Source organism: Ruegeria sp. CF8 (genome assembly GCF_056537285.1).
In genome coordinates this window covers 16,534-41,713 of sequence record NZ_JBQFRG010000006.1, presented here as the reverse complement: position 1 = coordinate 41,713, position 25,180 = coordinate 16,534, and the positions used below count along the sequence as shown (strand labels likewise).

Below are 25,180 nucleotides of genomic sequence, written 5' to 3'. Positions count from 1 at the left end.
GCGACGTCTAATCGGACGACACCTACAAACGGAGGCTACCATGTCGACTGCAAGTTCAATCGAGCAAGAAATGCTTGCGCTGATCAACGCCGAGCGCACATCCCGCGGGATCACCCCGCTGCAACTGGAGAGACAGTTGAACGATTCATCCGAAGATCACAGCAGCTGGATGCTGGAAACGGACACGTTCAGCCATACTGGCGAGGGAGGGTCTAGCGCAACTGAGCGCATGCAGGATGCAGGTTTAGACCTGTCCGGCAGTTGGCGCACTGGTGAGAACATCGCCTGGCAATCAGAACGCGGCGAGCCTGGCATCAGCGATGATGTCGCGCAGTTGCACGAAAACCTGATGAACAGCCCCGGACACCGAGCAAACATCCTGAACCCTGATTTCGAATATATTGGCATCGGCATAGAAACAGGTGACATGCAAGGATTCGACGCGGTGATGGTCACTCAGAATTTCGCCGCCACTGACAGCGCTGTGATGCTGGATAACGGCAATGCGCCAGTTCCACCCACAGACGATGTGGTGGAACCTCAGGATCCCGATACTGAAACGCCTGACACCGATGTAGCGGAACCTGAGGACCCAGGCACTGAAACACCCGATACCGACGTCGCCGAGCCCGAGGAGCCGGATGCCGAAACGCCCGATACCGACGTGGCCGAGCCTGAGGAGCCGGACACCGAAACGCCCGATACCGATGTGGCCGAGCCTGAGGAGCCGGATGCCGAAACGCCCGACACCGACGTCGCCGAACCTGAGGAGCCGGATGCTGAAACGCCCGATACCGACGTCGCCGAGCCTGAGGAGCCGGATGCCGAAACGCCCGACACCGATGTGGCCGAGCCCGAGGAGCCGGATACCGAAACGCCCGACACCGACGTCGCCGAACCTGAGGAGCCGGATGCCGAAACGCCCGATACCGACGTGGCCGAGCCTGCGCCTGAAACTCCCATTACAGAAGAACCGGGCGGGTGTTTTGACGTGGCAGCCTTCCTTGCCGAGTTGGAAGCTTTCATCAACAACGTTCTGGCACAGATTGATCAGTTCGATTGGGCAACCGATGACTTGACCCCGTCGGACTCAGTCGAGGATGACATGATGGTCGTAGACACCGATGATGTGGATCCGGCCGAAGACCCCGTTGCCACTTGCTATGATGCAGACGGGACAGAGGGCGCGGACATCTATGTGTTCAATTTCTACGACACTGGCTGCATGAACGAAGCCGCTTGATACGAACATTCATGCGGGGCGGCTGGACCGCCCCGCATGTCCCAATCAATAAATCTTTGGGACGTATAGCTCATCTGGTAACACGCGGCGTTCATAGTCCGGGTTGTATCTGCGGTCAGGCAGATTGACTTTTTCCTGCGGCACATCCGTGTAGGGGATCTTGGTCAGAAGATGTTCGATACAATTCAGCCGCTCGCGCTTCTTGTCGTTACCCTCGACGATATACCAAGGAGCTTCGGTTATGTTGGTCCTGAAAAACATATCCTCTTTGGCTTTGGTATAAGATTCCCATCGAATGCGGGATTCCAGATCCATCGGCGACAGCTTCCATTGCTTCATCGGGTCGTGAATACGCATCAGGAATCGCAATTGCTGTTCTTCATCAGTGATCGAGAACCAGTATTTCAGCAGAATGATACCTGATCGCACCAACATCCGTTCAAATTCGGGAACGTCCTGAAAAAACTGCTCGACTTGGTCCTCGGACGCAAAACCCATCACCCGTTCGACGCCTGCGCGGTTGTACCATGACCGGTCGAACAACACGATCTCACCTGCCGCAGGCAGATGCGGCACGTAACGCTGGAAATACCACTGGCTTTGCTCGCGGCGGCTGGGCGCGGGCAGAGCGACCACTCGCGCAACTCGTGGATTCAGGCGCTGGGTGATCCGTTTGATCACGCCCCCCTTGCCCGCGCTGTCACGACCTTCGAACAGAATACAGACCTTGGCACCGGTGTGCTGAACCCAATCCTGCACTTTGATCAGCTCAGCCTGCAGGCGCAACAGGTTGCGGAAATAGACCTTGCGATCCAGCATATCCGGGTGCTGTTCCCGATAGATCTTACGCACTTCCATCGACAGCATTGGTTCGCTGAACTCGATCTCAAAATCTTCGTCCAACGTGTCTTCCAATTCGGCCTCAAGCCAATCTTTGGGTCCACCGTTGTTTTCGTAAGCCAAGGTCAGCTCCTTTTTTTGTTATCGGGTTCGAACCATATCGGGCCTGTGTAACCGCCTGATGTCATCAGATAAATTGATGCAAGACGACGACGCCCAATGCTGCCGAAACATCTGAAAATCCAGACGGCGCGGGCATATGGTCTTTCTCCCAAATGTGACCGCCCATCCCAGAGGTTACAAGCGTCAGAATTGACGCAAGGCACATCATAAGAACACACAGCGTGCTGAATGCTTGCATTGCCTCGATTTTGTGCGGCAAGACTGTGTGGACTTAAAGGATGCAAAGCGCGTGACATTCTTTCTTTCTCTTCTACCGGCGATCTGGCCTTGGTCGATTCTGATCGCCGCGCAGGTAACTGCGCTTATGGGGCGCAAGGCGGTCGCGCTGTCACTGCTGGTTCTGTTTGCAAGCATTGCCTCAGCAACGGGGCTGATGTCATCTGTGGCGATCATCGCCGTGGTCGGTGGGCTGGCCGGAGCCACCTTGCTGCCGCACCTCAAAGGGTGGATCGCGATCACAGGACATACGCTTTTGATCCTGTGGTGTCTGGCTATGGGGGCACATCTTCTGCCCGGATTTCAGAACCTGAAAGTGCTGGATCAGGTGCAGGCCGGTGCGGCCAGCACTGGGTTCACAATGCATCTGAATCTGGACAAACCGATGGTCTTCTTTGCCGTTCTTTTAGCCTGGCCCGGGATGCTTCAAAGCGCCATTCAGACCAAATTCGGCCCGCTGGCGGCAGGGCTGCTGCTGTTGCCGTTGCTGTTTCTTTTGGGTCTCGTTGTCGGCGCGATACAGTCGGAATTTTCGATCCCACCGTGGTGGCTTGTCTTTGTCCTGTCCAACTTGTTTTTGACCTGCCTGACGGAAGAAGCCTTCTTTCGTGGTTATCTTCAATCCGCCATCACGGCACGTCTTGGTGCGGTAGGAGGCGTGATTGCGGCTAGCCTGCTGTTCGGGTTGGCTCACTTTGGCGGCGGACCGGCATTGGTGGTCTTTGCCTCAATTCTCGGGTTGGCCTGTGGTTTGGGATACTATGCTACACAGCGTCTTTGGGTGCCCGTTGCGATGCATTTCGGGTTCAACCTCGTGCACCTGCTGCTGTTCACCTATCCCGGCCCTGCCTGAAAGTCAGACCGGTAGAGCAGTGGTCTTGAACACGGTACGCAAGGCAAACGAGCTTTGCATCTGCGCCACCCCGGGCAAGCGGGACAGATATTGCCGGTGAATACGCGCAAAATCCTCGGTGTTTTCGGCCACCACTTTCAGGATATAGTCCGCCGTCCCGGCCATCAGGTGGCATTCCAAAACGTCGGGAATACGCGCCACTGCCTTTTCAAAGGAATCCAACACCTCTTCGGCCTGCCCTTGAAGGGTAATTTCGACAAAGACGGTTGTAGGCACGTTCATCTTGCGCGCATCCAGCAACGCCACATAGTTGCGGATGAACCCCTCGACCTCGAGGCGCTGAACACGCCGATGGCAGGCAGACGGCGACAGGTTGACCTGCTCGGACAGCTCCGAATTCGACATCCGGCCGTTTTTCTGGAGGGCGGCCAAAATCTTTCTATCAGTCGTATCCAAGGCCATTCGTGCAATTCCTTTGCGGGATTTACACCTTATACAGGAGATTCTTCCAAAGAAAATTCCCACGGCACGTTTTCTTTCACAGAAATTGCGCACCGGAATGCACATAATTTAAGCAGTTTATGAACGGAGACCACCATGAAAATCGGTTGCCCCAAGGAAATCAAACCTCAGGAGTTCCGCGTCGGCATGACACCCAACGCCGCTCAGGAAGCGGTTGCCCGCGGCCACGAAGTACTGATTGAAACCGGCGCAGGCATCGGCGCTGGTTTTGACAATGACGCCTATGTTGCCGCAGGCGCACGCATCATTGACACCGCAGAAGAAGTGTTCGCCACCGCTGACATGATCGTCAAGGTCAAGGAGCCGCAGGCTGTCGAACGCAAGATGCTGCGTGAAGGTCAGTTGCTGTTCACATATCTGCATCTGGCACCCGACCCAGAACAAACCCATGACCTGCTGGAATCGGGCTGTACAGCAATCGCCTATGAAACCGTAACCGATGCCAATGGCGGTCTTCCTCTGCTGGCGCCGATGTCCGAAGTCGCGGGTCGTTTGGCGCCTCAGGTCGGCTCGTGGACCCTGCAAAAGGCCAATGGTGGACGCGGTGTTCTGATGGGCGGCGTTCCCGGTGTTGGCCCGGCCAAAGTCGTCGTGATCGGTGGCGGTGTCGTGGGCACGCACGCGGCAAAAATCGCCGCGGGAATGGGCGCGGATGTCACTGTTCTGGATCGCTCTTTGCCGCGGCTGCGTTATCTGGATGATGTCTTTGGTGGGACCTTCAAGAACCAATATTCCACGGCGGGTGCCACGGCCGAGTTGATCCGGGATGCCGATATGGTCATCGGTGCCGTTCTGATCCCAGGCGCTGCGGCTCCGAAACTTGTATCGCGCGCTCAATTGTCGACGATGAAGCCCGGCGCGGTCCTGGTTGATGTCGCCATCGATCAGGGCGGGTGCTTCGAGACTTCGAAAGCCACCACCCATGCTGATCCGATCTACGATGTCGATGGCATCATGCATTACTGCGTGGCAAACATGCCCGGTGCTGTAGCGCGTACTTCGACCATCGCATTAGGTAACGCCACGATGCCCTTTATGTTGTCTCTGGCAGACAAAGGCTGGAAACAGGCGTGTCAGGACGATCCGCATCTTCTGGAAGGTCTGAACGTTCATGCAGGGCAGCTGACTTACTATGCCGTCGGCAAAGCCTTGGGTATTGACGTGGTTTCGCCCAACGTGGTGGTCAAGTCATAAGCAAAGATGGTTCTGGACCACAGTTTACAAACCAAAAAAGCACCGCGCTTTCGCGCGGTGCCCAGCCCAACAGGATAAGGGCAAATTTTATGCCCGGATGACAGGCAGGAGCCATTACCCCTGTTTCTGAATTTCCACTGCGTGTGGGTAAGGGATCGAGATACCCTTGTCGTCAAAGGCTTCTTTCACAGCTTTGGTCAGTTCGAATTTGGCATCCCAATAATCAGCCGCATCACACCAGAGGCGCGCCGTCAGGTCCACTGAACTGTCACCAAGATTGGTGACCTTGACCCAGGGCTCGGGGTCGCTGTGAATGCGGTCGTCCGCTTTGGCTACATCCAGAATGATCTGCATCGCCTTGTCCGCACTGTCACCATAATCAATACCGAACACCAGATCGACGCGACGCGTGTCATGTGCCGAAAAGTTGGTGATGATCGATCCCCAGGACTGACCGTTCGGGACGATGATCTGAACGTTGTCAGGGGTTACCAGTTCAGTGGTGAACAGGTTCAAATCCTTCACGGTTCCCGCTGTGCCGCCAATATCCACATACTGACCCAGTTTGTAGGGTCGGAAGACGACCAACATGACACCGGCAGCCAAATCGCTGAGCGTGCCTTGCAGCGCCAGACCGATGGCCAGCGAAGCGGCACCCAGTATGGCAACGATGCTTGTAGCTTCGATCCCAAAGATGCCAAGAACGGCAACCAGAACCATGGCCAGTATGGCCCATTTGACAAGGCTCGCCATAAAGTTCCCGAGTGTGGGATCGATATGTGGCGTCGAATTGATCCGGCGGCGCACCATGCCACCGATTGCGCCGGCTACAATCCAGCCCAGGATCAGAACGACAAGCGCCTTGACCGCATTCATGATCAGCGGGGCGTATGCGCCCACCTGTGTTACGACCTCATCCACGCGCATCTCCTTTCAACAGCAAGAAACCCGCGAGGTTTTCGCGGGGGTCACCGGATTGTGAGCCAAGATTACGTTTCGGTCTAGGGGCGAGTTTCGCCGGATTTCCCCGTTGTTCGTCAAAAAACACGGCCTGACCGGAAATGCACAGGGCAAAGGGCTTTCATGATCGCAGTTTGATCCCTAGCTTTGACGAGATATCCAATCAGGAGCCCCCAATGCTGGACAACAAACCTCATCCGATCATGGCCCGCTGGCCTGCCCAATCCCCGGACAAGATCCAACTGTACTCCTATCCAACCCCAAACGGCGTCAAGGCGTCGATCATGCTTGAGGAAACCGGCCTGCCGTACGAGGCTCATCTGGTGACATTGGCGGATGCCGACGTCAAAAGCCCCGAGTTTCTGTCGCTGAACCCGAACAACAAGATCCCTGCGATCATCGATCCCAATGGCCCTGATGGTGAACCGCTTGCCTTATTTGAAAGCGGGGCAATCCTGCTGTACCTCGCAGAGAAATCAGGACAGTTACTGGGGCAAAGCGCCGCCGACAAACACCGCATCACCCAGTGGCTGATGTTTCAGATGGGCGGGGTCGGGCCTATGTTTGGTCAACTGGGCTTTTTCCACAAATTTGCGGGCAGCGAGATCGAAGACCCTCGCCCCCGCGACCGCTATATCAACGAGGCCAAACGCCTGTTGAACGTGGTCAACACCCAGCTTGAAGGGCAAGATTGGATCGCAGGCGACTATTCAATCGCCGACATTGCCCTGGCGCCATGGCTGAATGCGTTGGATTTTTACGGCGCGAAAGACGTTGTCGGCTGGGCCGACCATGACAATGTCGTCGCTTATGTCGACCGTTTCATGCAGCGTCCGGCGGTTCAGCGCGGCAAGGTCATACCTGCGCGCGGCTAAACAACTGAATGTTTGGAAGGGTGCCTGTCGCGGCACCCTTTTTGCATGTCTCAGCCGGGCAGTGCACCTGTCAGCACATAACGCAGTATTTCCACTACCTGAGCAGGTTCTTCTGCTACGGCAAGCGCGGCCGCGTCGACTTCTTTCAATGCGTGCTGATGATCCGGGCCATGCAGAACGATGATCGACTTGCCAAGTGCCGCAGCATAACCCGCGTCAAAGGCGGCGTTCCACTGTTTGTACTTGTCTCCAAACCGAACAACCACAACGTCCGCATCCGCAATCCCTTTGCGCGTGCGGATAGCATTGACCATCGCGCCTTTATGGTCGTGCCAATACTTGTTCGGCTCGGCCCCTAGAATGGCGACACCGCAATCATCGCTGGCTGCGTGATCGGTCACAGGGCTGTTGAATGTCACATCCAACCCTTGCGCACCCTCAATGATCTGTTCCCGCCAATCGGTGTGAATTTCGCCCGAGAGGTAAACGTTCAGCATCTTCAGTCCTCCGCAAACACAGAAAGGGCGCCACCGCCCCTTCATCTTTTCAAAAATACTCTCGCCGAAGGCGATCCTGAGTTACCCGCGCAGGACGCCGCCGGTCGCCTTGGTGACTTTCGAGATGATCTTTTCGGCCACCGCTTCGATGTCTTTTTCCTTCAGCGTCGTGTCCGTCGGCTGCAGGCGAACGGTGATGGCCAGAGATTTCTTACCTTCACCCAGGCTGCCACCGATGAATTCATCAAAGACGCGTACATCCTCGATCAGCGCCTTGTCAGCACCAGCCGCTGCATTGACCAGCGTCAGTGCCTCGACGCCCTCATCGACGACAAAAGCAAAGTCACGTTCAACCGCTTGAAGGTCACGCAACTCAAGCGCAGCGCGGGTGGCACCGGATTTACGGGGCATGGGCACCTCGTCCGGCCAGATCGTGAATGCCATCGCCGGACCTTTGATGTCCATCGCCTGCAAGATGCGCGGGTGCAATTCACCAAACACACCCAGTACCTTCTTTGGGCCCAGACAAATCTTGCCGTGACGGCCCGGGTGCCACCAGGCATCACCGTCGCGCAGGATCTGCACCTTCACGGGCGCGCCGATCGCGGCCAGCACCGCCTCGGCATCCGCTTTGACGTCGAACACGTCGACAGGGCGCGACGCGCCGTGCACATCCTTCGGTCCGTCACGACCGACCAGCAGGCCAGTGATCTGGGTTTTCTGATCGCCGGGCTCTCCGTCATGGAAGACCGGGCCAACTTCGAACAAAGCCACGTCCGCAAAACCTCGCGCCTGATTGCGCGCCGCCGCTTGTAACAGGCCGGGCAGCAAGTCCGGGCGCATGTGGCTCATCTCGGACGAGATCGGGTTTTCCAGTTGGGTCGCCTCATCACCGCCGCCGAACAGCGCTGCGGACGCTTGGTCGATGAAGGTGTAGGACACACATTCATTGTAGCCCAACGCGGCACAGGTGCGACGCGCCATGGACTGACGGCGCTGCGTCGGCGTCATCACCGCCTTGGGGATACCATCGGTCACACGCGGCAGTGGCTTGCCCTGCAACTTGGTCAGCGACGCAATCCGGGCAACCTCTTCCACCAGATCGGCCTCGCCCATGATATCGGGGCGCCAGCTGGGAACATGGGCCATCTCACCCTCAAGGCGGAAACCCAGGCGGGTCAGGGTCTGACGCTGTTCGCTTTCCGGAATGTCCATTCCGACCAGAGACTGCACGCGTGCCGCATCCAGCTTGTACGCCCGCCCGTGTTTCGGGGCTTTGCCCGCTTCGACCACATTGGACGCTTCGCCGCCACAGATATCCAGGATCATCTGGGTTGCGTGTTCCAACCCTTCGCGGGTGTATTCCGGATCGACACCGCGCTCGAACCGATAACGCGCGTCCGAATTGATCTTGAGCGCGCGACCCGTAAGGGCGATCTGCACATGATCCCAGAACGCGCTTTCGAGGAAGACATTAACGGTCTCTTCGGTGCAGCCTGTTTCCTCGCCGCCCATGATCCCGGCAATCGATTCCGGGCCTTTGTCGTCCGAAATCACCATCATACCGGGCTGTAAGGTGTATTCTTTCTCATCCAGCGCCACCAAGGTCTCGCCACCTTTGGCGCGATGCACCCGCAGGTTGCCTTGAACCTTGTCCGCATCAAACACGTGCAGAGGGCGGTTGTGGTCGAACGTCATATAGTTGGTGATGTCCACCAAAGCCGAGATAGGACGCAGACCAATAGCCTTCAGCTGATCCTGCAGCCACTGCGGGCTGGGGCCGTTCTTGACGCCACGGATCAGACGCCCGGTGAAATGCGGCGCGCCATCTAAAGTGTCTTGGTCAATGCTGACCTTGATCGGGCACTCGAAATCCCCGGGAACCGGCGCATAGTCACGCTGTTTCAGCGTACCGATACCGCGCGCGGCCAGATCACGCGCGATCCCCTCAACGCCCAGCGCATCGGGCCGGTTCGGCGTGATCGCAATCTCGATCATCGGATCAACCTTCGACGGATCGTTCTCGGCCAGCCAGTCGACAAATTTGTCGCCGACTTCACCGGAAGGCAGCTCGATTATGCCGTCATGCTCCTCCGACAGCTCCAGCTCGCGCTCGGAGGCCATCATGCCAAAGCTCTCGACGCCCCGGATCTTGCCGACGCTGATGGTGATATCCAGACCGGGGATGTACATGCCCGGCTTGCAAACCACGACGGTGATGCCTTCACGCGCGTTCGGGGCCCCGCAGATGATCTGCAGATCACCCTCGTCCGTCGCAACCGTGCAAACCCGCAGCTTGTCAGCGTCAGGGTGTTTCTCGGCATGTTTGACATGGCCCAGCGTAAAGCCCGCCAAACGGTCCGCCGGGTTCACAATCTCTTCGACCTCCAGGCCAAGGTCGGTCAGCGCCTCGGCGATCTCATCAACCGAAGCGTCAGTGTCGAGGTGGTCTTTCAGCCAGGACAGAGTGAATTTCATTGCACGGGGCCTTTTTTGGCAGATATCCAGTCGGCACAGGCAATGGCAAAGAATGGGCCAAGGTGCAAGCGCTGCGCGTCACGGATAGGTGGGGGTGCGGCCCAAAAGCTCGTCCAGTTGACGTCCGATCCAGCCATGCGGGATGAAATGCCCGCCCGGATGGGTGTCCAGTACCACCTGCCCCTGCGCGCAATCGGTCCATTCCACGCGGCTGAGAGTCAGGATCGGCACCACGCTCCAATCCCCGCGCGGGGTTGCGTCGTGGCAGTCGTATTTCGCGCGCCATAAAGCCACCGGATAGGTCGTGTCACCATTCGCGCCATAGGGAAAATCCATCACTGTATCGCTGAGGCCGTGGACATGCCGCGCCTCGCGCGGGCCTTCGGGGCAGTTTTCTGTCTGGCGAATGCTGCCCGCAACGGCCAGCAAAGCGGCAATGTCGTTGCCCGACTGGCAGACATAACGCCAAGCCATCGCGCCACCAAAGGAATAGCCCGAGACATAGATGCGGTCAGGGTCAATCGGATAGCGCTTGGCCACATCTTCCAGCACTCGATCAGCAAAAGGCACATCACCAGTGTCCGAGGTCCAGAAATCCCAGCTTTTGCCCAGCCCGTTCGGGGCGACTAGTAACACGCCCCGCAGCTTGGTCGCCCCGGCGATACGTTCGTGGTTCACGACCACGGTTCCCTGCCGCGCCCAGCCGTGGAAATGCAGCAACACGGGCAGAGGCGTTTCACCGTCCCAGCCCTCAGGCTCCAACACATGGTACGAGCGGTCGCCAACCTCACAGGCCGTGTCCCCGTGGCAGTCGGTGTTCCATGGCCCCATGGCGAATGCAGGGGCAGCGGTCAGCAACAGAAGGCTAAGCAGTCGATAGATCATGCGCCTGACCCTAGCGAGACTTTCCGCGCTGTCACATAACATATCAGTGTAGGAGGCCGTTGATCGGACGTAGGCCGGGCTTCAGCCCGGCACCCATCCCTTATCCAAGGCGGGCTGAAGCCCGCCCTACACCCGCCCAACATCAGATCAGACCGCAAGCCGCGCCAAAAACTATGAACCCGTTAGCTTCGACAGGCACCACGTCCTAATTACTTGAAGCTGTCTTGGATACGGCCCGGGAGGTCACGAAGCCTCTTCTGGCACATTGCCGAAGTCAGCTCCCCTGTTTCATATGGCAAGTGTACATTCACAACTTGAAACCCGCCTATTCGTTGGCGACTTAGGTTACAGAAGTTGACAGAAATCTCACCTGACTCTCTCGCCATGTCATCGGCGAGCGGCGCGATTTGCTGCGACCAAAGCTCTGACACTTCAAGAACGCTAGAGGGAGCATTGACACCTAAGCAGTCAAAAGTCCTGCCATCGCTCCCGGAAAAATAGACAACCTGGTTCGATGAAAATCCGTCGGGGAACGCACTTCGGATCTCCGCAACCGCATCCTGCCAAACCTTGGAACATAAGTGGTCTTTTCGACTTGCTCTGCTGTGGAGAGGCTTGGGATTGCACCAAGCACAAGCCCGAAAACCAGTTGAGAGGCATACCTCAACAAGTTTTGGCTCACCGCGACAAACCACCATGCAGGTTCGGCATATCCAGCGCTGCGAACCCGTAGTGCCGCAGCCAGCGCAGGTCAGAATCAAAGAACGCCCGCAAATCCGGAATCCCGTATTTCAGCATCGCCAGACGGTCGATCCCGATCCCAAACGCAAAGCCTTGATACACCTCAGGATCAATCCCACCGGCGGCGATCACCTTGGGGTGAACCATGCCGGAGCCGAGGATCTCCATCCAGTCATCGCCCTCGCCGATCTTCAGCTGACCGTTGTCCCAGGAACAGCGGATATCGACCTCGGCCGACGGTTCGGTGAAGGGGAAGTGCGAGGCGCGGAAGCGCAGTTCGACATCGTCGACCTCGAAAAACGCCTTCACGAACTCTTCCAGAACCCATTTCAGGTTCGCCATCGAGATGTCCTTGTCGATGGCCAGCCCCTCGACCTGATGGAACATCGGCGTGTGGGTTTGGTCATAGTCGGCGCGATAGACACCGCCCGGACAGATCACGCGGATCGGCGCGCCCTGTTTCTCCATCGACCGGATCTGCACCGGCGAGGTATGCGTCCGCAGCACATGCGGCGGGCGATTGTCGCCCTCGGCGCGGTGCATGTAGAACGTATCCATCTCGGCCCGCGCGGGGTGATGGCCGGGAATGTTCAGGGCGTCGAAATTGTACCAGTCGGTCTCGATCCGCGGCCCTTCGGCCACCGAGAAACCCAGTTCGGCAAAGATCGCGGTCAGTTCCTCGGTCGCCTGGCTGATCGGATGGATCGAACCCTGACGGCGCGCGCGAGTCGGCAGGGTGACGTCCAGCCATTCAGTGCGCAGACGCTCATCCAGCGCGGCGTCGGCCAGCGCGGCCTTTTTGGCGGACAGAGCCGAGTTGATCTCATCCTTCAGGGCGTTCAGCGCGGGGCCTGCAACCTGACGTTCCTCGGGCGTCATCTTGCCCAGCTCGCGCATTTTCAGCGCGACCTCGCCTTTTTTGCCCACGGCAGCGACGCGGATCGCTTCAAGCGCGTTTTCGTCGCCTGCTTCGGCGATTTGGCCCAGATATTTTGCCTTAAGATCGTCCATGACGGCCCTCTGAATTTGGTCGAGAACCTGCTATCGGCCCCGCCCCGCGAATGCAAGCGGGACGGTGCGGATCAATAGCTGTATTCCGGGAAAATCCGGGTCAGGTCGCCATTCCAGTCGCCATTGTAGTGATCCAGCAACTCATCTGCCGGAACCTTACCAGTGTCGATGCTTTCCTTGAGCGCATTCAGGAAATGCGTCTCATCCGGGACCAGCCCACCCGCACCGGCGCGCGCGCGGGCCTTCAACCCGGCCTCAGAAATGGCAACAACCTCACGCGCCAGATCGTGCATGTTGATGTCACCGACCTGCGCCTGAAGGCCATTGACCGCAGCTTGCACACGAAGCCCTTCGCGTGTTTCCGCGTCCCAGCCCTTGACCAGATCCCACGCCGCATCCAGCGCGCCCTGGTCGTAAGTCAAACCGACCCAGAAGGCAGGCAGCGCGCAAAGGCGACGCCACGGGCCACCATCGGCCCCGCGCATCTCCATGAACTTCTTGATCCGCGCTTCGGGAAAGGCCGTGGTCAGATGATCTGCCCAATCGCTGAGGGTCGGTGTTTCACCCGGCAGCGCAGGTAGTTCACCCTTGAGGAAATCGCGGAAGGACATGCCCAGCGCGTTGATATACTGACCGTCGCGATAGACAAAATACATCGGCACATCGAGCGCATATTGCACATAGCGTTCGAACCCAAAGCCGTCTTCGAACACAAAGGGCAACATTCCTGTGCGCGCATCATCCAGATGCCGCCAGATATGGCTGCGCCAACTTTTCTGACCGTTGGGCTTGCCTTCAAAAAAGGGCGAATTGGCAAACAAGGCAGTCGCCACTGGCTGAAGCGCCAGCGCAACGCGCAGTTTCTGCACCATGTCGGCCTCGGACCCAAAGTCGATATTGACCTGAACCGTGCAAGTGCGCCGCATCATGGCGCGGCCCATGGTGCCGACCTTTTCCATATAGTCGTTCATCAACCGATAACGCCCTTTCGGCATCAGCGGCATTTCCTCGTGGGTCCAGATCGGGGCAGCGCCCAGACCGATGAAACCAACGCCAATCTCGTCGGCGATGTCCTTCACCTCACGCAGGTGGGTGTTTACCTCATCGCAGGTCTCGTGGATGGTCTCCAGCGGGGCACCGGAAAGCTCCAGCGCGCCACCGGGTTCAAGGCTGACATTCGCACCGTCTTTTTCAAGGCCAATCAGCTTGTCGCCTTCGCGCACCTCACCCCAGCCATGGCGATCGCGCAGACCTTCCAGCACGGCCACGATCGAGCGCTTTCCTTCGAACGGCAGCGGCTTCAGCGTGTCTTTGCAGTAGCCGAACTTTTCGTGCTCGGTGCCGATGCGCCAGTCTTCTTTGGGCTTGCAGCCTGATTCCAGATATTCGGCCAGTTGCTCATGGCGTTCGATCGGACCGCCGCCGGACTGAGGGATGGACATGAACCGTGCTCCGATCCTGATGTGTCTGTCTTGAAGGTCAGTCGTGGGCGTAAATGACGCCAGTGTCAATGCAACCGCAAATGTGCCGGGCGCGATGGGGTGCGTTCCCAGATGACGACAGGATGCCGTGATTTGCCGTTGAGTTCCGACAGCATTTGTTCGGTTTTCAGGCCCGGAAGGCTGGAGAACACATCAAACAATGCCTCGGCCCCTTCTGCATTCACAGGAATGTGAAGCGCCGGCTGTCCCGACTGATCCAAAACCCAATGCGCCGGGCTTGAAGTCGGGTCGAGCGCAAGCCGTTCAATTTCGCGCGTCGCCACGATACCGCCGTCCAACGGGCCTAGATAGGTGATCTGCCCTTCGTCGACGGTCACCACACCCTGCCCGCCTGCGCCGGTTCTGAAGCGGGCGCGTTGTATGCCGATCACTGCCAATGCTACGGAAACCAAGATCAGGAACCAGCCCAACCATGCCAGCAACCCACCCGGCCCACTGACCCAGCTGAGGCCGAGGATCAGGACAAAAACCGCAACCAACACTTCGCGCCAGCGCCACAGGGCCAATTTTGCTTCGGGTCGGATGAAACTCATCTGTAATCTCCAACAGAAACGCCCGAATACGGTGCCTGGATCGCTTCAAACTGCATGGACGAGAAATCGTGCACCAGTCGACGATTTTCAATCCCATCCGCATCGGTCAACTGCATCTGCCACAACTTCCCGTTTTCCGCCCATTGCAATAAGTCGCCAAAACGGTCCGCCCATTCCCATCCCGAGCAATTCATTACCTTTCCACTATTGGCCGGCAGCAATGTGTAATGACTGGATATTAGTGCTCTGGCCTGTTCTCCGACCGTGAATTTCTGGCTCAAGGTCCAGTTTTCAGCGAGTTTCAGCCTTAACTCGACTTCGTACCTTTCGCCGCCCGTGTGGATCCAACCCCTTTGCTGCAAGCGCGACACCACGAGATCGCCCATGTGAAACCCGTCAGTCGAATGCGGGAAGCTGTCGACTTCGGCTGCTCGCAGATCATCAGGCAGGTCCTCGGTCGGCGTTGCCCCGTTCAACCACAGCCTGCCGTCCGCCGTGAACGCGCCACCGCCGAACCAGCTGTCGGATTGGGGCCAGTACGCGATAGCCGTAAGCCAGGGCGCTTTGGACACGGCCGTCCAACATCGACCACCTTTGCACGCAAAGTAAACAAGATGTCGCCCTGACGGGGACAGATCGCATCTGTGTTCGTGGATTCGGGCCGAAAGCCATTGCCCAAGCCTGACAGTGCCTGTGCGGCGGTCCCACATCAAAACGGCAACATGGTCGGTCGGACCTCGGCGCAAAACAACTGCTTGATCTGACCCCAAAGCCGTCAAAACGTGCAATCGGGGCGGTGGTGTCACGACCAATCCCCCAGCGCCTGTTGCCACATGGTCAGCGCTGCAACAGCTGCCGTATCCGCCCGCAGGATACGCGGGCCCAGACTAACCACATGCGCATAGGGCAATGCTGTCAGTCGGGCGCGTTCTTTGTCGGAAAAGCCACCTTCGGGGCCGATGAGAATCGCCCATGGCCGTCCTTTTTCGTTGGCGGCCAATCGCAAGGCCGAGCCGACCTCGGCCTCGTTGCAGAACATCAACTGACGGTCTTCGGGCCATGTATCAAGTACACGATCCAGCCGTTGCAAATCGGCGACTTCGGGCACGAATGTGCCGCCACACTGTTCTGCAGCCTCGACCGCATGCGCCTGCAAGCGGTCCTGACGAATGCGTTCGGAATTGGTGAATTCGGTCTGCACAGGCAGGATGCGGGCCGCGCCCATCTCAGCCGCTTTTTCGACGATGAAATCGGTGCGGGCCTTTTTGATCGGCGCAAACAGGAACCACAGATCGGGCGGCAATTGCAAAGGTTTGGTCTGTTCAAGGCAGGTCAATACTCCACCCCGTTTGCCCGCTTCTGCCACTTCGGCCAACCATTCGCCATCCTTGCCGTTGAACAGGGCCACAGCCCCGCCAACCGACAATCGCATCACGCCAAACAAGTAGTGCGCCTGGTCGCGCGTCAAAGGAACCGATTGCCCCTGACCCAAGGGCTGCTCTACATACAGTCTGATCTTCGCACTCATGAGACCTTACATATGCAAGGCAATGCCCCAACACCAGACGGTCAAGTCGCCGATGCCGTAACCGGCAATTGGGTCGACACTTATGCACCGGCCTTTGCCCGCCCTTACCTGCGCCTCAGCCGCGCGGACCGGCCCATTGGAACGTGGCTGTTGCTGATTCCATGTTGGTGGGGCTTGGCCTTGGCCATCCTGCATGACGGTCAGCCCCGTTGGGAAGATCTGTGGATTGCCATTGGCTGCGCGCTGGGCGCGTTTCTGATGCGAGGGGCCGGATGCACCTGGAACGACATAACGGATCGGGACTTCGACGGGCAGGTTGAGCGCACACGTTCACGCCCTATCCCTTCGGGACAGGTCAGCGTCCGACAGGCTGCGGTGTGGATGATCCTGCAATGCCTGCTGGCGCTGGGAATCCTGCTCAGCTTCAATCAGGCAGCGATTGCCATGGGCGTTCTGTCCCTTCTGCCGGTGACAATCTACCCTTACGCGAAACGGTTCACGTGGTGGCCCCAGGTGTTCCTTGGGCTGGCCTTCAACTGGGGCGCGCTTTTGGCTTGGGCCGCGCATAGCGGCTCTGTGGGTTGGCCCGCCATCACACTTTATCTGTCGGGCATTGCGTGGACCCTGTTCTACGATACGATCTACGCGCATCAGGATGCCGAGGATGACGAGTTGGTGGGCATCAAGTCCACGGCACGCCTGTTCGGGAAAGATACGGCGAAGTGGCTCAAATACTTTCTAGTGGCAACAGTATCGCTGATGGGGCTGGCCATTATCGATGCAGGCGTGCCGGATGCTTCGATTCTGGCGCTTGTTGTTGCGTTGTGCGGTCCGTGGGCGATGGGCTGGCACATGATGTGGCAGTTGCGCGGTCTGGATCTGGAAGACAACGCCAAGCTGCTGCAATTGTTCCGGGTCAACCGCGACACCGGCTTGATTCCGCTGATCTTCCTTTGCGTCGCTTTGCTGCTCTGATTGCACCTGCCGAAAGGGGGCTGTAAAGATCGGCCCAAACGCCTGAGGAGTGTCGAACCCAAGCATGCGTCTGCCGTACTTTATCGCTGTTTTGCTGATTTTTCTGGTCTCGGCCGGACTGTCCCTCGTGGCCGCCAGCTACGCTGTTACAAAGATCGAAGAGACTTCCGAATTCGCTGTGCGTCGATCACTGGACCTCAAAGGACATGACTGGGCCGAGGTCGAATCCGACGGGCTTCGTGTGGTTCTGACGGGCACCGCGCCGGATGAAGCCACCCGATTCAACGCGCTGACCGCTGCAGGTACCGAGGTCGACACATCCCGTGTGATCGACGAAATGGAGGTCGAGGCCACCTCAGCCCTGGCCCCCCCACGCTTTTCAGCAGAGATCCTGCGCAACGACAGCGGCATCTCGATCATCGGTCTGATTCCCGCCAGCGAGGACAGGGCCGACCTGATCGACCGGTTGCGTAACCTGGACCGAAGCGTTGCAGTTTCAGATTTGATGGAAACGGCAGATTATCCCAAGCCCGACGGCTGGGATGCCGCGATGTCCTTCGCCATCGAAGCCTTGGCACGCCTGCCTCGCGCCAAGATCTCCGCCAGTTCGGGATTGGTCAAAATCACCGCGATTGCAGATAGCCAGGACGAAAAACAACGGCTCGAGCAAGAGTTGACGCGTGCCGCGCCGACCAGTCTGCGAATTGGATTGGCAATCTCGGCGCCACGCCCAGTCATCACACCATTCACCCTGCGCTTCTTGATCGACGAAGACGGCGGTCAGTTTGATGCCTGTTCCGCGCAGGATGAAAAGGCACGCGACCGGATCGTGGCCGCCGCACGTGATGCAGGGTTGCAGGGCACCTATACCTGCACAATTGGCCTGGGCGAGCCTTCTCCACGCTGGCCCGAAGCCGCCGTGCAGGGCATTCAGGCCCTGTCAAAAATTGGCAAGGGAACTGTCACACTGTCAGATGCCGATATTACACTGGTCGCAGCCCAAGGAACGGATCCTGCCATTTTTGACAGGGTGGTGGGTGAACTTGAAACCGCCTTACCGCCTGTGTTTGCACTCCACGCCGTGTTGCCGGAACCCGAAGACACGGATGCGTCCGGCCCGGTTGAGTTCTCGGCCACCCGCAGCCCCGAAGGCCTCGTGCAGCTGCGCGGGCGTCTGGGCGATGAAACCCTGCGCGACATGGTCGACAGCTATGCCCGGGCCGCGTTTGGGTCCAATCAAGTTTACACTGCCACCCGCATCGTGACCGATCTGCCCTCGGACTGGCCCGTCCGTGTTCTGGCCGGGCTGGAAGCATTGGCGCAGCTGCACAACGGCGCCTTGACCGTGACGCCTGATACCGTGGAGTTGACCGGCCTCAGCCACGAAGAAGACGCCAAGGCCCGTATCGCAGGTCAGTTGTCGGATAAGCTGGGCGAGGGGCAGGAATTCACTCTGATGATCACCTATCAGCCGCCGCCGGAACCCGAAGACGCCCTGCCCGACCCGGAAGTCTGTGAACAACAGATCGCTGAAGTCCAGGCGTCCAGTAAAATCGCCTTCGAACCCGGATCGGCTACGATCGCGTCGGATTCACGCGATACCGTAAACCAGATCGCAGACATCCTGCGGGACTGCGGCCCCATTCGGCTGGAGATTCAGGGTCATACAGACAGCCAGGGTCGTGAAGAGATGAACCAGCAGCTCAGTCAGGCGCGGGCCCAGTCCATCCTGAACGAACTGCGCGGGCGTCGCATTCCCACCAGCAGCTACACAGCAGTCGGATACGGCGAAACGCAGCCCATCGCGGATAACGACACCGAAGAAGGTCGGGAAGAAAACCGTCGCATTGAATTCCGCCTGATCCGCCCCGAGCCTGTTGAGGCCGACGAAACAGGTCTCGAAGCGCTTGAGGCAGAGGCAGACGCGCCTGAAGCAGACCAGACCGACACGACCGCATCAGATGCGGATGCAGAGGACCAGTAAGTTGAACAGAATAGAATTCATCATCGCCACGGCCATCATTCTGTTTGCCGCATTCTGCATGGGCTGGTTTGCCAACTGGCTGGCCCACCGCCTGTCCCGCGTCCGCCAAAGCGATGTGGCCGATCTGGACCGGATGAGTCAGGAACTGCACGAGGCCGAAGAGACCCGCGATCAGGCCATCACCTATCTGCAGCAGCGCGAGGCAGAGCTGACCAATCAACTGACCCAGACCGAGGCTGAGCTGGCCGCCGCCATGGACGGCCTGCGTGCCGCGCGGCAAGAGGCAGAAGAATTGCGCGGGCGGATCAACAACGCTGACTGACGCGCCCGCGACATGATCGGGTCAAAGTATCTGCGCAAGATCCGTGATCAGGTCTTCGGGATCTTCCAGACCAACCGACAGCCGGAATACACCATCCCCGGCGTAATCCCGGTAGCTTTGCAGCTGCGCCCCTTCCAAACGGAATGAGGTCTGCATCAAAGCCTCTGTTCCCATCCAGAAGATCAGACTGCGATGGTGGCCCAGTGACACGGCGTAATGGGCGATCTTCAGATTGTCGATCATCTGCTGTGCCAGTGCTTCTCCGGTGGCATTGTCGCCCACCTGAAAGGTGATCATACCGGATGAATTCCGCATCTGCCGCTGTGCCAGTTCGTACTGTGGGTGTGATTTCAGGCCCGGATACACAACTTTGGTGACGGCCCCGCGTGTTTCAAGCCATTCGGCAACCGCCATGGCACCCGCCTGATGTGCCTGCATTCGAAGCGGCAAAGTAGCCATGCCCCGGGCGATCATCCACGCGTTGAACGGTGACATGATGCTGCCGTGATGAATGGCCGACTCGTTGCGGATCTTCCCGATCAACTCTTTGCGGCCCGCTACCGCTCCGCCGATGGCGTCACCATGCCCGCCTATGAACTTGGTCACGGAGTGCATGATCAGATCGACGCCCAAATCTTTGCTGGGTTGACCAAGCGGAGACGCAAAGGTGGCATCACAGGACAACAACGCCCCGGCATCTTGTGCAATGGCTGACACTGCAGCCAGATCGGTCAGGCGACCGATTGGGTTTACCGGTGTTTCCGTATGTATCAGCCGTGTGTTTGGCCTGATTGCCGCTGACACCGCAGCCAGATCAGACATGTTGACGGTGCTGACCTCGATCCCCAAGCGCGGAAGCGTATCCCGCGCCAGCTCGGCCACACCCGCATAAGACACGTCAGAGACGATCACGTGATCCCCGGCGGACAGGAACGTCAGGAAAATCGCAGTTGCAGCGGCCATACCCGACGCCAGACAAATACAATCCTCGGTGCTTTCCAAGACGCTGATTTTGGTTTCAAGCGTTCGCACGTTGGGGTTGGCCCAGCGCCCATAAAGGTAAGGGGCCTCTTCCTCGAGATCATGGGCCGAGAACCCTGCCACCTGACCGGTGACAAAAGTCGATGACATATGCAAAGCCGGTGCAGATGCACCATTGGTCGGGTCCGGTTCTTCACCCGCATGAATTGCGCGCGTCGCAAGACCCTTGTTTCTCAAATCGTTTTGCATGGGGTTGTCCTCTTGATCCGGTTGCTCGGATTTAGCGCAAGCTCTGATGCTGACGTCTAGAGGAATATTGAGCCTTATTAGGTTCAAAAACGACCACCGCGTTATTGCGGTGGCGGGCCTATCTCACCACCGGGTTAGTGCGTCCTCGTCTTCGTCCTTGGCAGCAACCCATTCTGCACCGGTTCCAGTGACTTCTTTCTTCCAGAACGGGGCGCGGGATTTCAGGTAATCCATCAGGTATTCAGCCGCCTCAAACGCATCCTTGCGGTGCGGCGCTGCGGTCGCCACCATCATGATTCTGTCGCCCGGAGCCAGGCGGCCATGGCGGTGGATCACCAATACATCGCCCAATGACCAGCGATCCTTGGCTTCTTGCGCTATCTTGGTCAGGGCACGTTCGGTCATGCCCGGATAATGTTCGATCTCCATCACATCCAGATCACCGCTTGCAAGATCGCGTACGACGCCGGTGAAGGTGACGATGGCACCGTTGGCATCATCCCCAGCGGCAAAGGCGTTGGCCTCAGCGCCCAAATCGAATGCCTCTTCCTGAACGGCAATCTTCATCGCTTAACCACCTGTCATCGGTGGGAAAAATGCTACCTCACGCACACCGGCCAGTGAGGCATCAAAATCAGAAAGCTCCTGATCCAATGCCACGCGCAGGGCCGACAAATCGGCAAAAGCTGCAGCGTAACGTTCTTCCCTTGCGCTCAGCTCAGCCACCAGATCGCTGACCGTGGCTGCACTGGTTTCGACTTTTTCCTTTGGCAAACCGATGCGTTCGCGCACCCATGCAAAGTACAGCACATCCATCGCTTAGCTCTCCTTCAGATGCGGCATGGCTTTACGTAAGTAGTCATAGCCGGTGATCAATGTCAGCGTCGCAGCAATCCACAGCAGCCACAGCCCAATCTGACCAGCCCAATACATGCCTTCGACATTCCAGCGCAGATGGTTCACGTCTTCAACCTGTCCCGTGATGATCTGCTCGACCAGTTCAGCATCCATTCCGAAGCTCGCCATAACGGCATAGTGTTCAAAGATACCTTGCGAAAACAGAACCGCGATGGCGATCATCTGAGCTGTGGTCTTCCACTTGGCCAGTTTTGTAACCTTTAGCGTCCCTGCCACATCACCCAAATATTCACGCAGGCCCGAGACGAACACTTCGCGAAACAGGATCACGGTGGCGGGCAGTACCAGCCACGGGGTCCAGCTGTCTTGCGAGTAACCAACGAGGATCATAAGTGCGATCACCACCATCGCCTTATCGGCAATGGGGTCCAGCATTGCTCCGATCTTGGTTTCCTGCTTCCACGCGCGGGCAAGATACCCATCGAACCAATCCGTAATGGCCGCCGACAGGAACAGGATCAAAGCGAACCAATCCGCGTATGGCCGGGTAAAGTACAAAAACATGACGGCCAGACCGGGTGCCGCCAGCAGGCGCAGCACAGTCAGAATATTGGGCAAGTTCCACTTCATGGCTTGGACCCTATATCGACGCCGCAGGACAGAAAAGCCAATCAAACAAAAAACTGCACCACGTCCAAACGCTTGGTCAAAGCGCCGCAGGCCTGACGTCTCAGAGTTGTACCTCTTGGCCTTTTCTGGCTTTACCGTCAGATTGCCGCGCAAGTCCAATTAGAAAGCACCAGATGACAGCGCATATTCAAACCGACGCCCGGTCGAACATGATTGGTAGCCTTTGGATGATCGCCGCAATGGCGGGCTTTGCGCTGGAGGACGCTTTGCTGAAAGCAGCTTCGGCCGTACTTCCGATCTGGCAAGTCCTGGTGCTGTTTGGCGTGGGCGGCTCGGTGATCTTTGCGGCGGTGGCATTGGCGCGTGGGCAAAACTTGCTGCATCCCGATGTCCTGTCCCGCCCGATGAAAGTTCGGGTGCTATTCGAGGTCTTTGGTCGGTTGTTCTATGTTCTGGCGATCGCGCTGACCCCTTTGTCTTCGGCCACGGTGATCCTGCAAGCCACGCCACTGGTCGTGGTTGCGGGTGCTGCGATGTTCTTCGGGGAATCCGTCGGCTGGCGGCGGTGGAGCGCGATTTTCGTCGGAATGATCGGTGTCGTCGTCATCCTGCAACCCACCGGCGACAGCTTTTCGCTGCTGTCGGTACTGGCCGTCCTGGGTATGCTGGGATTTGCCGGGCGCGATCTGGCCAGTCGCGCAGCACCTGCCACGCTGGGAACCGAGGTTCTAGGGTTCTACGGATTTATCAGCATCATCGTTGCAGGGCTCGCCTATCGGTTTTGGGAAGGCGCGCCGATGGTTGCGATTGATCTGCATACCAGTCTGCATCTGACCGGCGCGGTGCTGATGGGCGTTCTGGCCTATTCCTCGCTGATGAAGGCCATGCGCACGGGCGAAGTGTCCGCTGTGACACCATTCCGTTATACCCGCCTGTTATTCGGCATCGGCTTGGGCGTGGTCATGTTCGGTGAAAGCCTCGATCCGACCATGTGGATCGGCAGCGCGCTCATTGTGGCTTCGGGACTGTACATCCTGTGGCGTGGACGACGCGCCTAGCCCTTGTCGTGGAAGAAATCGTAAACCTTCTGGGCCAGCCCGGCCGAGATCCCCTCGACTGCTTTCAGATCAGCAAGATTGGCCCTGCTGACCGCCTTGGCGCTGCCGAAATGCGTCAACAAGGCACGTTTGCGCGCGGCCCCTACTCCGGGAATTTCGTCCAACGGCGTGGCCCCGACCGCCTTTGCCCGCTTCGCGCGATGGGTGCCGATGGCGAACCGATGCGCCTCATCCCTTAAGCGTTGGATGAAATACAGCACCGGGTCGTTGCGCTTCAGGGCAAAGGGGCGCTGACCGGTCCTATGGAATTCTTCCTTGCCGTGATCGCGGTCGACCCCTTTGGCAACGCCAACCATAGGAATGTCTTCGACCCCATGGGCCTGCATGATTTCGTGCACGGCGCTCACCTGCCCTGCACCGCCATCAATCAGCAACAGATCGGGCCAGAGCCCTTTGTCCCGATCTGGGTCTTCCTTTTGCAACCGGGTGAAACGACGGTTCAGCACCTCTTTCATCATGCCGAAATCATCGCCAGGTGTCAGGTCTTCGCCTCGAATGTTGAACTTGCGATAGGCGTTCTTCATGAAGCCTTCGGGCCCTGCCACGATCATGCCGCCTACGGCGTTGGTGCCTTGAATGTGCGAGTTGTCGTAAACCTCGATCCGTTCAGGCGGCGCATCCAGATCAAACGCTTCGGCCACCCCGCGCAGCAGTTTGGCCTGCGTCGCGCTTTCTGACATGCGACGAGCCAATGACTCGCGCGCATTTCGCAGGGCTCCTGCCACCAGCTCCTGCTTCTCACCGCGTTGCGGCACCAGGATTTCCACCTTGCGGCCTGCTTTCTCGGTCAGGGCCTCCTGCATCAGATCAGCGTTTTCGATTCCGTCCGACAGGATCAGCTGCCGGGGCGGTTCCTTGTTGTCGTAGAACTGGCCAAGGAACGCCTCCATCACCTCAGCCGGGGACACATCGGGGCCGACCCGTGGATAGAAATCCTTGTTGCCCCAATTTTGGTTGGCGCGGATGAAGAACACCTGCACACAAGCCTGACCGCTATCCATATACAGGCCGATCACATCCGCCTCGGCCACGCCGCGCGGGTTGATGCCCTGGGACGTCTGCACCTGCGTCAGCGCCCGGATGCGATCCCGCAGACCGGCGGCGCGTTCGAACTCCATCGCCTCGGACGCAGCCATCATCTGCTCGGCCAGATCCTCCTGCACTTTGGTGGACCGGCCAGACAGGAAACGTTCAGCGTCCTTGACGCTTTCGCGGTATGCCTCTTCCGAGATCAAACCGACACAGGGCCCTGAACAGCGTTTGATCTGATAGAGCAGACAAGGCCGCGTTCGGCTGTCAAACATGGAATCCGAGCAGTTGCGCAGCAGGAACGCCTTTTGCAATTGGTTCAGTGTCCGATTCACCGCACCGGCACTGGCGAACGGGCCGAAATAGGCACCCTTCTCTTTCTTTGCCCCGCGATGCTTTTTGATCTGCGGAAAGGCGTGGCTTTTTGCGACCAGAATATTGGGGAAGCTTTTATCGTCGCGCAAAAGCACGTTGTACTTCGGCTTGAGCTGCTTGATAAGGTTCTGCTCCAGCAACAGCGCCTCGGTCTCGGTCCGGGTGGTCAGAAACATCATCGAGGCGGTCGAAGCGATCATCTTTTCGATCCGGCCGGAATGCCCCGGGCGTGTGTAATTCGACACCCGCGCCTTCAGGTTGCGCGCTTTGCCCACGTAAAGAACACGACTGTCTGCGTCCAGCATCCGATACACACCGGGCGAACTGTCCAGCGTTTTCACATAACGCTGAATACAGGCGTAACCGGTCTGAGAGGAGTCGCTGTGGGTGGTCATGGGCTTTTGATATGATTCTCTTGGACTGGCTGCAATCTCAGGCGCCTCAAATCAAGAGGAAACAAATCCACGACTTCTGTGGATAAGTGTGAAGATAAGTTTCTGCTGGATCGGGAATCCCCTTGTTTCATTGCCTCTTCCTTGATTTGCACAAAAAATGGGCAATATTGTAAGTATATGTAAATAAATGATATTTTTTCCAT

The 25,180-nt window shown here is 58.1% G+C and carries 24 protein-coding genes; 8 read left to right on the top strand and 16 right to left on the bottom strand.

The annotated features are described in order from the left end of the window. Positions 1 to 40: 40 nt before the first annotated feature. Entirely contained in the window at positions 41 to 1,243 is a 1,203-nt protein-coding gene (locus tag ACR0EV_RS14540; protein ID WP_480800746.1) for a CAP domain-containing protein, read from the top strand. Between the two features lie 45 nt (positions 1,244 to 1,288). Here ACR0EV_RS14540 and ppk2 read toward each other — a convergent pair whose 3' ends face one another. Continuing rightward, complete coding sequence (gene ppk2 / locus ACR0EV_RS14535) at positions 1,289 to 2,206, bottom strand: polyphosphate kinase 2 (protein ID WP_480800745.1); 918 nt, start codon at positions 2,204 to 2,206, stop codon at positions 1,289 to 1,291. A gap of 289 nt (positions 2,207 to 2,495) precedes the next feature. Between ppk2 and ACR0EV_RS14530 the strand changes: the two genes are divergently transcribed. Beyond that, entirely contained in the window at positions 2,496 to 3,335 is an 840-nt protein-coding gene (locus ACR0EV_RS14530) for a CPBP family intramembrane glutamic endopeptidase (protein WP_480800744.1), read from the top strand. Positions 3,336 to 3,338: 3 nt separating this feature from the next. On the opposite strand, the gene ACR0EV_RS14525 is transcribed toward ACR0EV_RS14530, so the two are convergent. Next, a complete protein-coding gene (locus tag ACR0EV_RS14525; RefSeq protein WP_171093819.1) occupies positions 3,339 to 3,797 on the bottom strand; it encodes an Lrp/AsnC family transcriptional regulator in 459 nt (152 codons plus the stop codon). Between the two features lie 135 nt (positions 3,798 to 3,932). Between ACR0EV_RS14525 and ald the strand changes: the two genes are divergently transcribed. Further along, entirely contained in the window at positions 3,933 to 5,051 is a 1,119-nt protein-coding gene (gene ald / locus ACR0EV_RS14520) for an alanine dehydrogenase (RefSeq protein WP_171093821.1), read from the top strand. Positions 5,052 to 5,165: 114 nt separating this feature from the next. On the opposite strand, the gene ACR0EV_RS14515 is transcribed toward ald, so the two are convergent. After that, the gene (locus tag ACR0EV_RS14515; protein WP_216600425.1) at positions 5,166 to 5,978 is read right to left on the bottom strand and encodes a mechanosensitive ion channel family protein; all 813 of its coding nucleotides are present in this window, start codon (positions 5,976 to 5,978) and stop codon (positions 5,166 to 5,168) included. A 209-nt stretch (positions 5,979 to 6,187) separates the two neighbouring features. On the opposite strand from ACR0EV_RS14515, the gene ACR0EV_RS14510 reads away from it, so the two are divergent. Beyond that, positions 6,188 to 6,886, top strand: a complete 699-nt coding sequence (locus ACR0EV_RS14510) for a glutathione S-transferase family protein (protein ID WP_480800743.1) — start codon at positions 6,188 to 6,190, stop codon at positions 6,884 to 6,886. 50 nt (positions 6,887 to 6,936) lie between these two features. Here the strand turns inward: ACR0EV_RS14510 and ACR0EV_RS14505 are convergent, their stop codons facing one another. From ACR0EV_RS14505 to ACR0EV_RS14470, 8 genes are all read right to left on the bottom strand, one after another. Beyond that, the gene (locus tag ACR0EV_RS14505; protein ID WP_171183828.1) at positions 6,937 to 7,383 is read right to left on the bottom strand and encodes a YtoQ family protein; all 447 of its coding nucleotides are present in this window, start codon (positions 7,381 to 7,383) and stop codon (positions 6,937 to 6,939) included. 81 nt (positions 7,384 to 7,464) lie between these two features. After that, positions 7,465 to 9,861 (bottom strand): phenylalanine--tRNA ligase subunit beta, encoded by a 2,397-nt coding sequence (gene pheT / locus ACR0EV_RS14500; protein ID WP_480800742.1) that lies wholly within the window; start codon positions 9,859 to 9,861, stop codon positions 7,465 to 7,467. Positions 9,862 to 9,939: 78 nt separating this feature from the next. Next, positions 9,940 to 10,746: a CE1 family esterase gene (locus tag ACR0EV_RS14495; protein WP_480800741.1), complete on the bottom strand. Its 807-nt coding sequence runs from the start codon at positions 10,744 to 10,746 to the stop codon at positions 9,940 to 9,942. Positions 10,747 to 11,424: 678 nt separating this feature from the next. Continuing rightward, a complete protein-coding gene (gene pheS / locus ACR0EV_RS14490; protein WP_171179000.1) occupies positions 11,425 to 12,498 on the bottom strand; it encodes a phenylalanine--tRNA ligase subunit alpha in 1,074 nt (357 codons plus the stop codon). 71 nt (positions 12,499 to 12,569) lie between these two features. After that, positions 12,570 to 13,940, bottom strand: coding sequence for a glutamate--cysteine ligase (locus ACR0EV_RS14485; RefSeq protein WP_480800740.1), 1,371 nt, complete (start codon positions 13,938 to 13,940; stop codon positions 12,570 to 12,572). Between the two features lie 65 nt (positions 13,941 to 14,005). Continuing rightward, a complete protein-coding gene (locus ACR0EV_RS14480) occupies positions 14,006 to 14,533 on the bottom strand; it encodes a hypothetical protein (protein WP_171669043.1) in 528 nt (175 codons plus the stop codon). Continuing rightward, complete coding sequence (locus tag ACR0EV_RS14475) at positions 14,530 to 15,339, bottom strand: hypothetical protein (RefSeq protein ID WP_480800739.1); 810 nt, start codon at positions 15,337 to 15,339, stop codon at positions 14,530 to 14,532. The genes ACR0EV_RS14480 and ACR0EV_RS14475 overlap by 4 nt, the downstream gene beginning before the upstream one ends. After that, positions 15,336 to 16,061 (bottom strand): 16S rRNA (uracil(1498)-N(3))-methyltransferase, encoded by a 726-nt coding sequence (locus ACR0EV_RS14470; protein ID WP_480800738.1) that lies wholly within the window; start codon positions 16,059 to 16,061, stop codon positions 15,336 to 15,338. Before ACR0EV_RS14470 ends, ACR0EV_RS14475 begins: the two co-directional genes overlap by 4 nt. A gap of 12 nt (positions 16,062 to 16,073) precedes the next feature. On the opposite strand from ACR0EV_RS14470, the gene ubiA reads away from it, so the two are divergent. The 3 genes from ubiA (at position 16,074) to ACR0EV_RS14455 (ending at position 19,342) form a co-directional block, all read left to right on the top strand. Then, on the top strand, positions 16,074 to 17,036 hold the full coding sequence (ubiA, locus tag ACR0EV_RS14465; protein WP_480800737.1) for a 4-hydroxybenzoate octaprenyltransferase: 963 nt from the start codon (positions 16,074 to 16,076) through the stop codon (positions 17,034 to 17,036). A gap of 64 nt (positions 17,037 to 17,100) precedes the next feature. Continuing rightward, positions 17,101 to 19,020, top strand: coding sequence for an OmpA family protein (locus ACR0EV_RS14460; protein ID WP_480800736.1), 1,920 nt, complete (start codon positions 17,101 to 17,103; stop codon positions 19,018 to 19,020). Position 19,021: 1 nt separating this feature from the next. After that, complete coding sequence (locus tag ACR0EV_RS14455; RefSeq protein WP_170446384.1) at positions 19,022 to 19,342, top strand: hypothetical protein; 321 nt, start codon at positions 19,022 to 19,024, stop codon at positions 19,340 to 19,342. Between the two features lie 21 nt (positions 19,343 to 19,363). Here ACR0EV_RS14455 and ACR0EV_RS14450 read toward each other — a convergent pair whose 3' ends face one another. From ACR0EV_RS14450 to pgsA, 4 genes are all read right to left on the bottom strand, one after another. Further along, positions 19,364 to 20,572, bottom strand: a complete 1,209-nt coding sequence (locus ACR0EV_RS14450; protein ID WP_480800735.1) for a trans-sulfuration enzyme family protein — start codon at positions 20,570 to 20,572, stop codon at positions 19,364 to 19,366. Between the two features lie 123 nt (positions 20,573 to 20,695). Next, positions 20,696 to 21,139, bottom strand: a complete 444-nt coding sequence (locus ACR0EV_RS14445) for a molybdenum cofactor biosynthesis protein MoaE (protein WP_480800734.1) — start codon at positions 21,137 to 21,139, stop codon at positions 20,696 to 20,698. A 3-nt stretch (positions 21,140 to 21,142) separates the two neighbouring features. Continuing rightward, the gene (moaD, locus tag ACR0EV_RS14440; protein ID WP_480800733.1) at positions 21,143 to 21,388 is read right to left on the bottom strand and encodes a molybdopterin converting factor subunit 1; all 246 of its coding nucleotides are present in this window, start codon (positions 21,386 to 21,388) and stop codon (positions 21,143 to 21,145) included. A 3-nt stretch (positions 21,389 to 21,391) separates the two neighbouring features. After that, complete coding sequence (gene pgsA, locus ACR0EV_RS14435; protein WP_480800732.1) at positions 21,392 to 22,060, bottom strand: CDP-diacylglycerol--glycerol-3-phosphate 3-phosphatidyltransferase; 669 nt, start codon at positions 22,058 to 22,060, stop codon at positions 21,392 to 21,394. A 173-nt stretch (positions 22,061 to 22,233) separates the two neighbouring features. Between pgsA and ACR0EV_RS14430 the strand changes: the two genes are divergently transcribed. Beyond that, positions 22,234 to 23,118, top strand: a complete 885-nt coding sequence (locus tag ACR0EV_RS14430; protein WP_480800731.1) for a DMT family transporter — start codon at positions 22,234 to 22,236, stop codon at positions 23,116 to 23,118. On the opposite strand, the gene uvrC is transcribed toward ACR0EV_RS14430, so the two are convergent. Next, on the bottom strand, positions 23,115 to 24,977 hold the full coding sequence (gene uvrC / locus ACR0EV_RS14425) for an excinuclease ABC subunit UvrC (protein ID WP_480800730.1): 1,863 nt from the start codon (positions 24,975 to 24,977) through the stop codon (positions 23,115 to 23,117). The two genes, ACR0EV_RS14430 and uvrC, sit on opposite strands and share 4 nt — an antisense overlap. Positions 24,978 to 25,180: the final 203 nt, after the last annotated feature.

Excerpts from the sequence above, each read along its gene's own strand:
- ACR0EV_RS14540 (WP_480800746.1), top strand. The coding sequence starts at position 41 with ATGTCGACTGCAAGTTCAATCGAGCAAGAAATGCTTGCGCTGATCAAC.
- ACR0EV_RS14525 (WP_171093819.1), bottom strand. The coding sequence starts at position 3,797 with ATGGCCTTGGATACGACTGATAGAAAGATTTTGGCCGCCCTCCAGAAA.
- ald (WP_171093821.1), top strand. The coding sequence starts at position 3,933 with ATGAAAATCGGTTGCCCCAAGGAAATCAAACCTCAGGAGTTCCGCGTC.
- ACR0EV_RS14515 (WP_216600425.1), bottom strand. The coding sequence starts at position 5,978 with ATGCGCGTGGATGAGGTCGTAACACAGGTGGGCGCATACGCCCCGCTG.
- ACR0EV_RS14510 (WP_480800743.1), top strand. The coding sequence starts at position 6,188 with ATGCTGGACAACAAACCTCATCCGATCATGGCCCGCTGGCCTGCCCAA.
- ACR0EV_RS14505 (WP_171183828.1), bottom strand. The coding sequence starts at position 7,383 with ATGCTGAACGTTTACCTCTCGGGCGAAATTCACACCGATTGGCGGGAA.
- pheT (WP_480800742.1), bottom strand. The coding sequence starts at position 9,861 with ATGAAATTCACTCTGTCCTGGCTGAAAGACCACCTCGACACTGACGCT.
- ACR0EV_RS14495 (WP_480800741.1), bottom strand. The coding sequence starts at position 10,746 with ATGATCTATCGACTGCTTAGCCTTCTGTTGCTGACCGCTGCCCCTGCA.
- pheS (WP_171179000.1), bottom strand. The coding sequence starts at position 12,498 with ATGGACGATCTTAAGGCAAAATATCTGGGCCAAATCGCCGAAGCAGGC.
- ACR0EV_RS14485 (WP_480800740.1), bottom strand. The coding sequence starts at position 13,940 with ATGTCCATCCCTCAGTCCGGCGGCGGTCCGATCGAACGCCATGAGCAA.
- ACR0EV_RS14480 (WP_171669043.1), bottom strand. The coding sequence starts at position 14,533 with ATGAGTTTCATCCGACCCGAAGCAAAATTGGCCCTGTGGCGCTGGCGC.
- ACR0EV_RS14470 (WP_480800738.1), bottom strand. The coding sequence starts at position 16,061 with ATGAGTGCGAAGATCAGACTGTATGTAGAGCAGCCCTTGGGTCAGGGG.
- ubiA (WP_480800737.1), top strand. The coding sequence starts at position 16,074 with ATGCAAGGCAATGCCCCAACACCAGACGGTCAAGTCGCCGATGCCGTA.
- ACR0EV_RS14460 (WP_480800736.1), top strand. The coding sequence starts at position 17,101 with ATGCGTCTGCCGTACTTTATCGCTGTTTTGCTGATTTTTCTGGTCTCG.
- ACR0EV_RS14450 (WP_480800735.1), bottom strand. The coding sequence starts at position 20,572 with ATGCAAAACGATTTGAGAAACAAGGGTCTTGCGACGCGCGCAATTCAT.
- ACR0EV_RS14445 (WP_480800734.1), bottom strand. The coding sequence starts at position 21,139 with ATGAAGATTGCCGTTCAGGAAGAGGCATTCGATTTGGGCGCTGAGGCC.
- moaD (WP_480800733.1), bottom strand. The coding sequence starts at position 21,388 with ATGGATGTGCTGTACTTTGCATGGGTGCGCGAACGCATCGGTTTGCCA.
- pgsA (WP_480800732.1), bottom strand. The coding sequence starts at position 22,060 with ATGAAGTGGAACTTGCCCAATATTCTGACTGTGCTGCGCCTGCTGGCG.
- ACR0EV_RS14430 (WP_480800731.1), top strand. The coding sequence starts at position 22,234 with ATGACAGCGCATATTCAAACCGACGCCCGGTCGAACATGATTGGTAGC.
- uvrC (WP_480800730.1), bottom strand. The coding sequence starts at position 24,977 with ATGACCACCCACAGCGACTCCTCTCAGACCGGTTACGCCTGTATTCAG.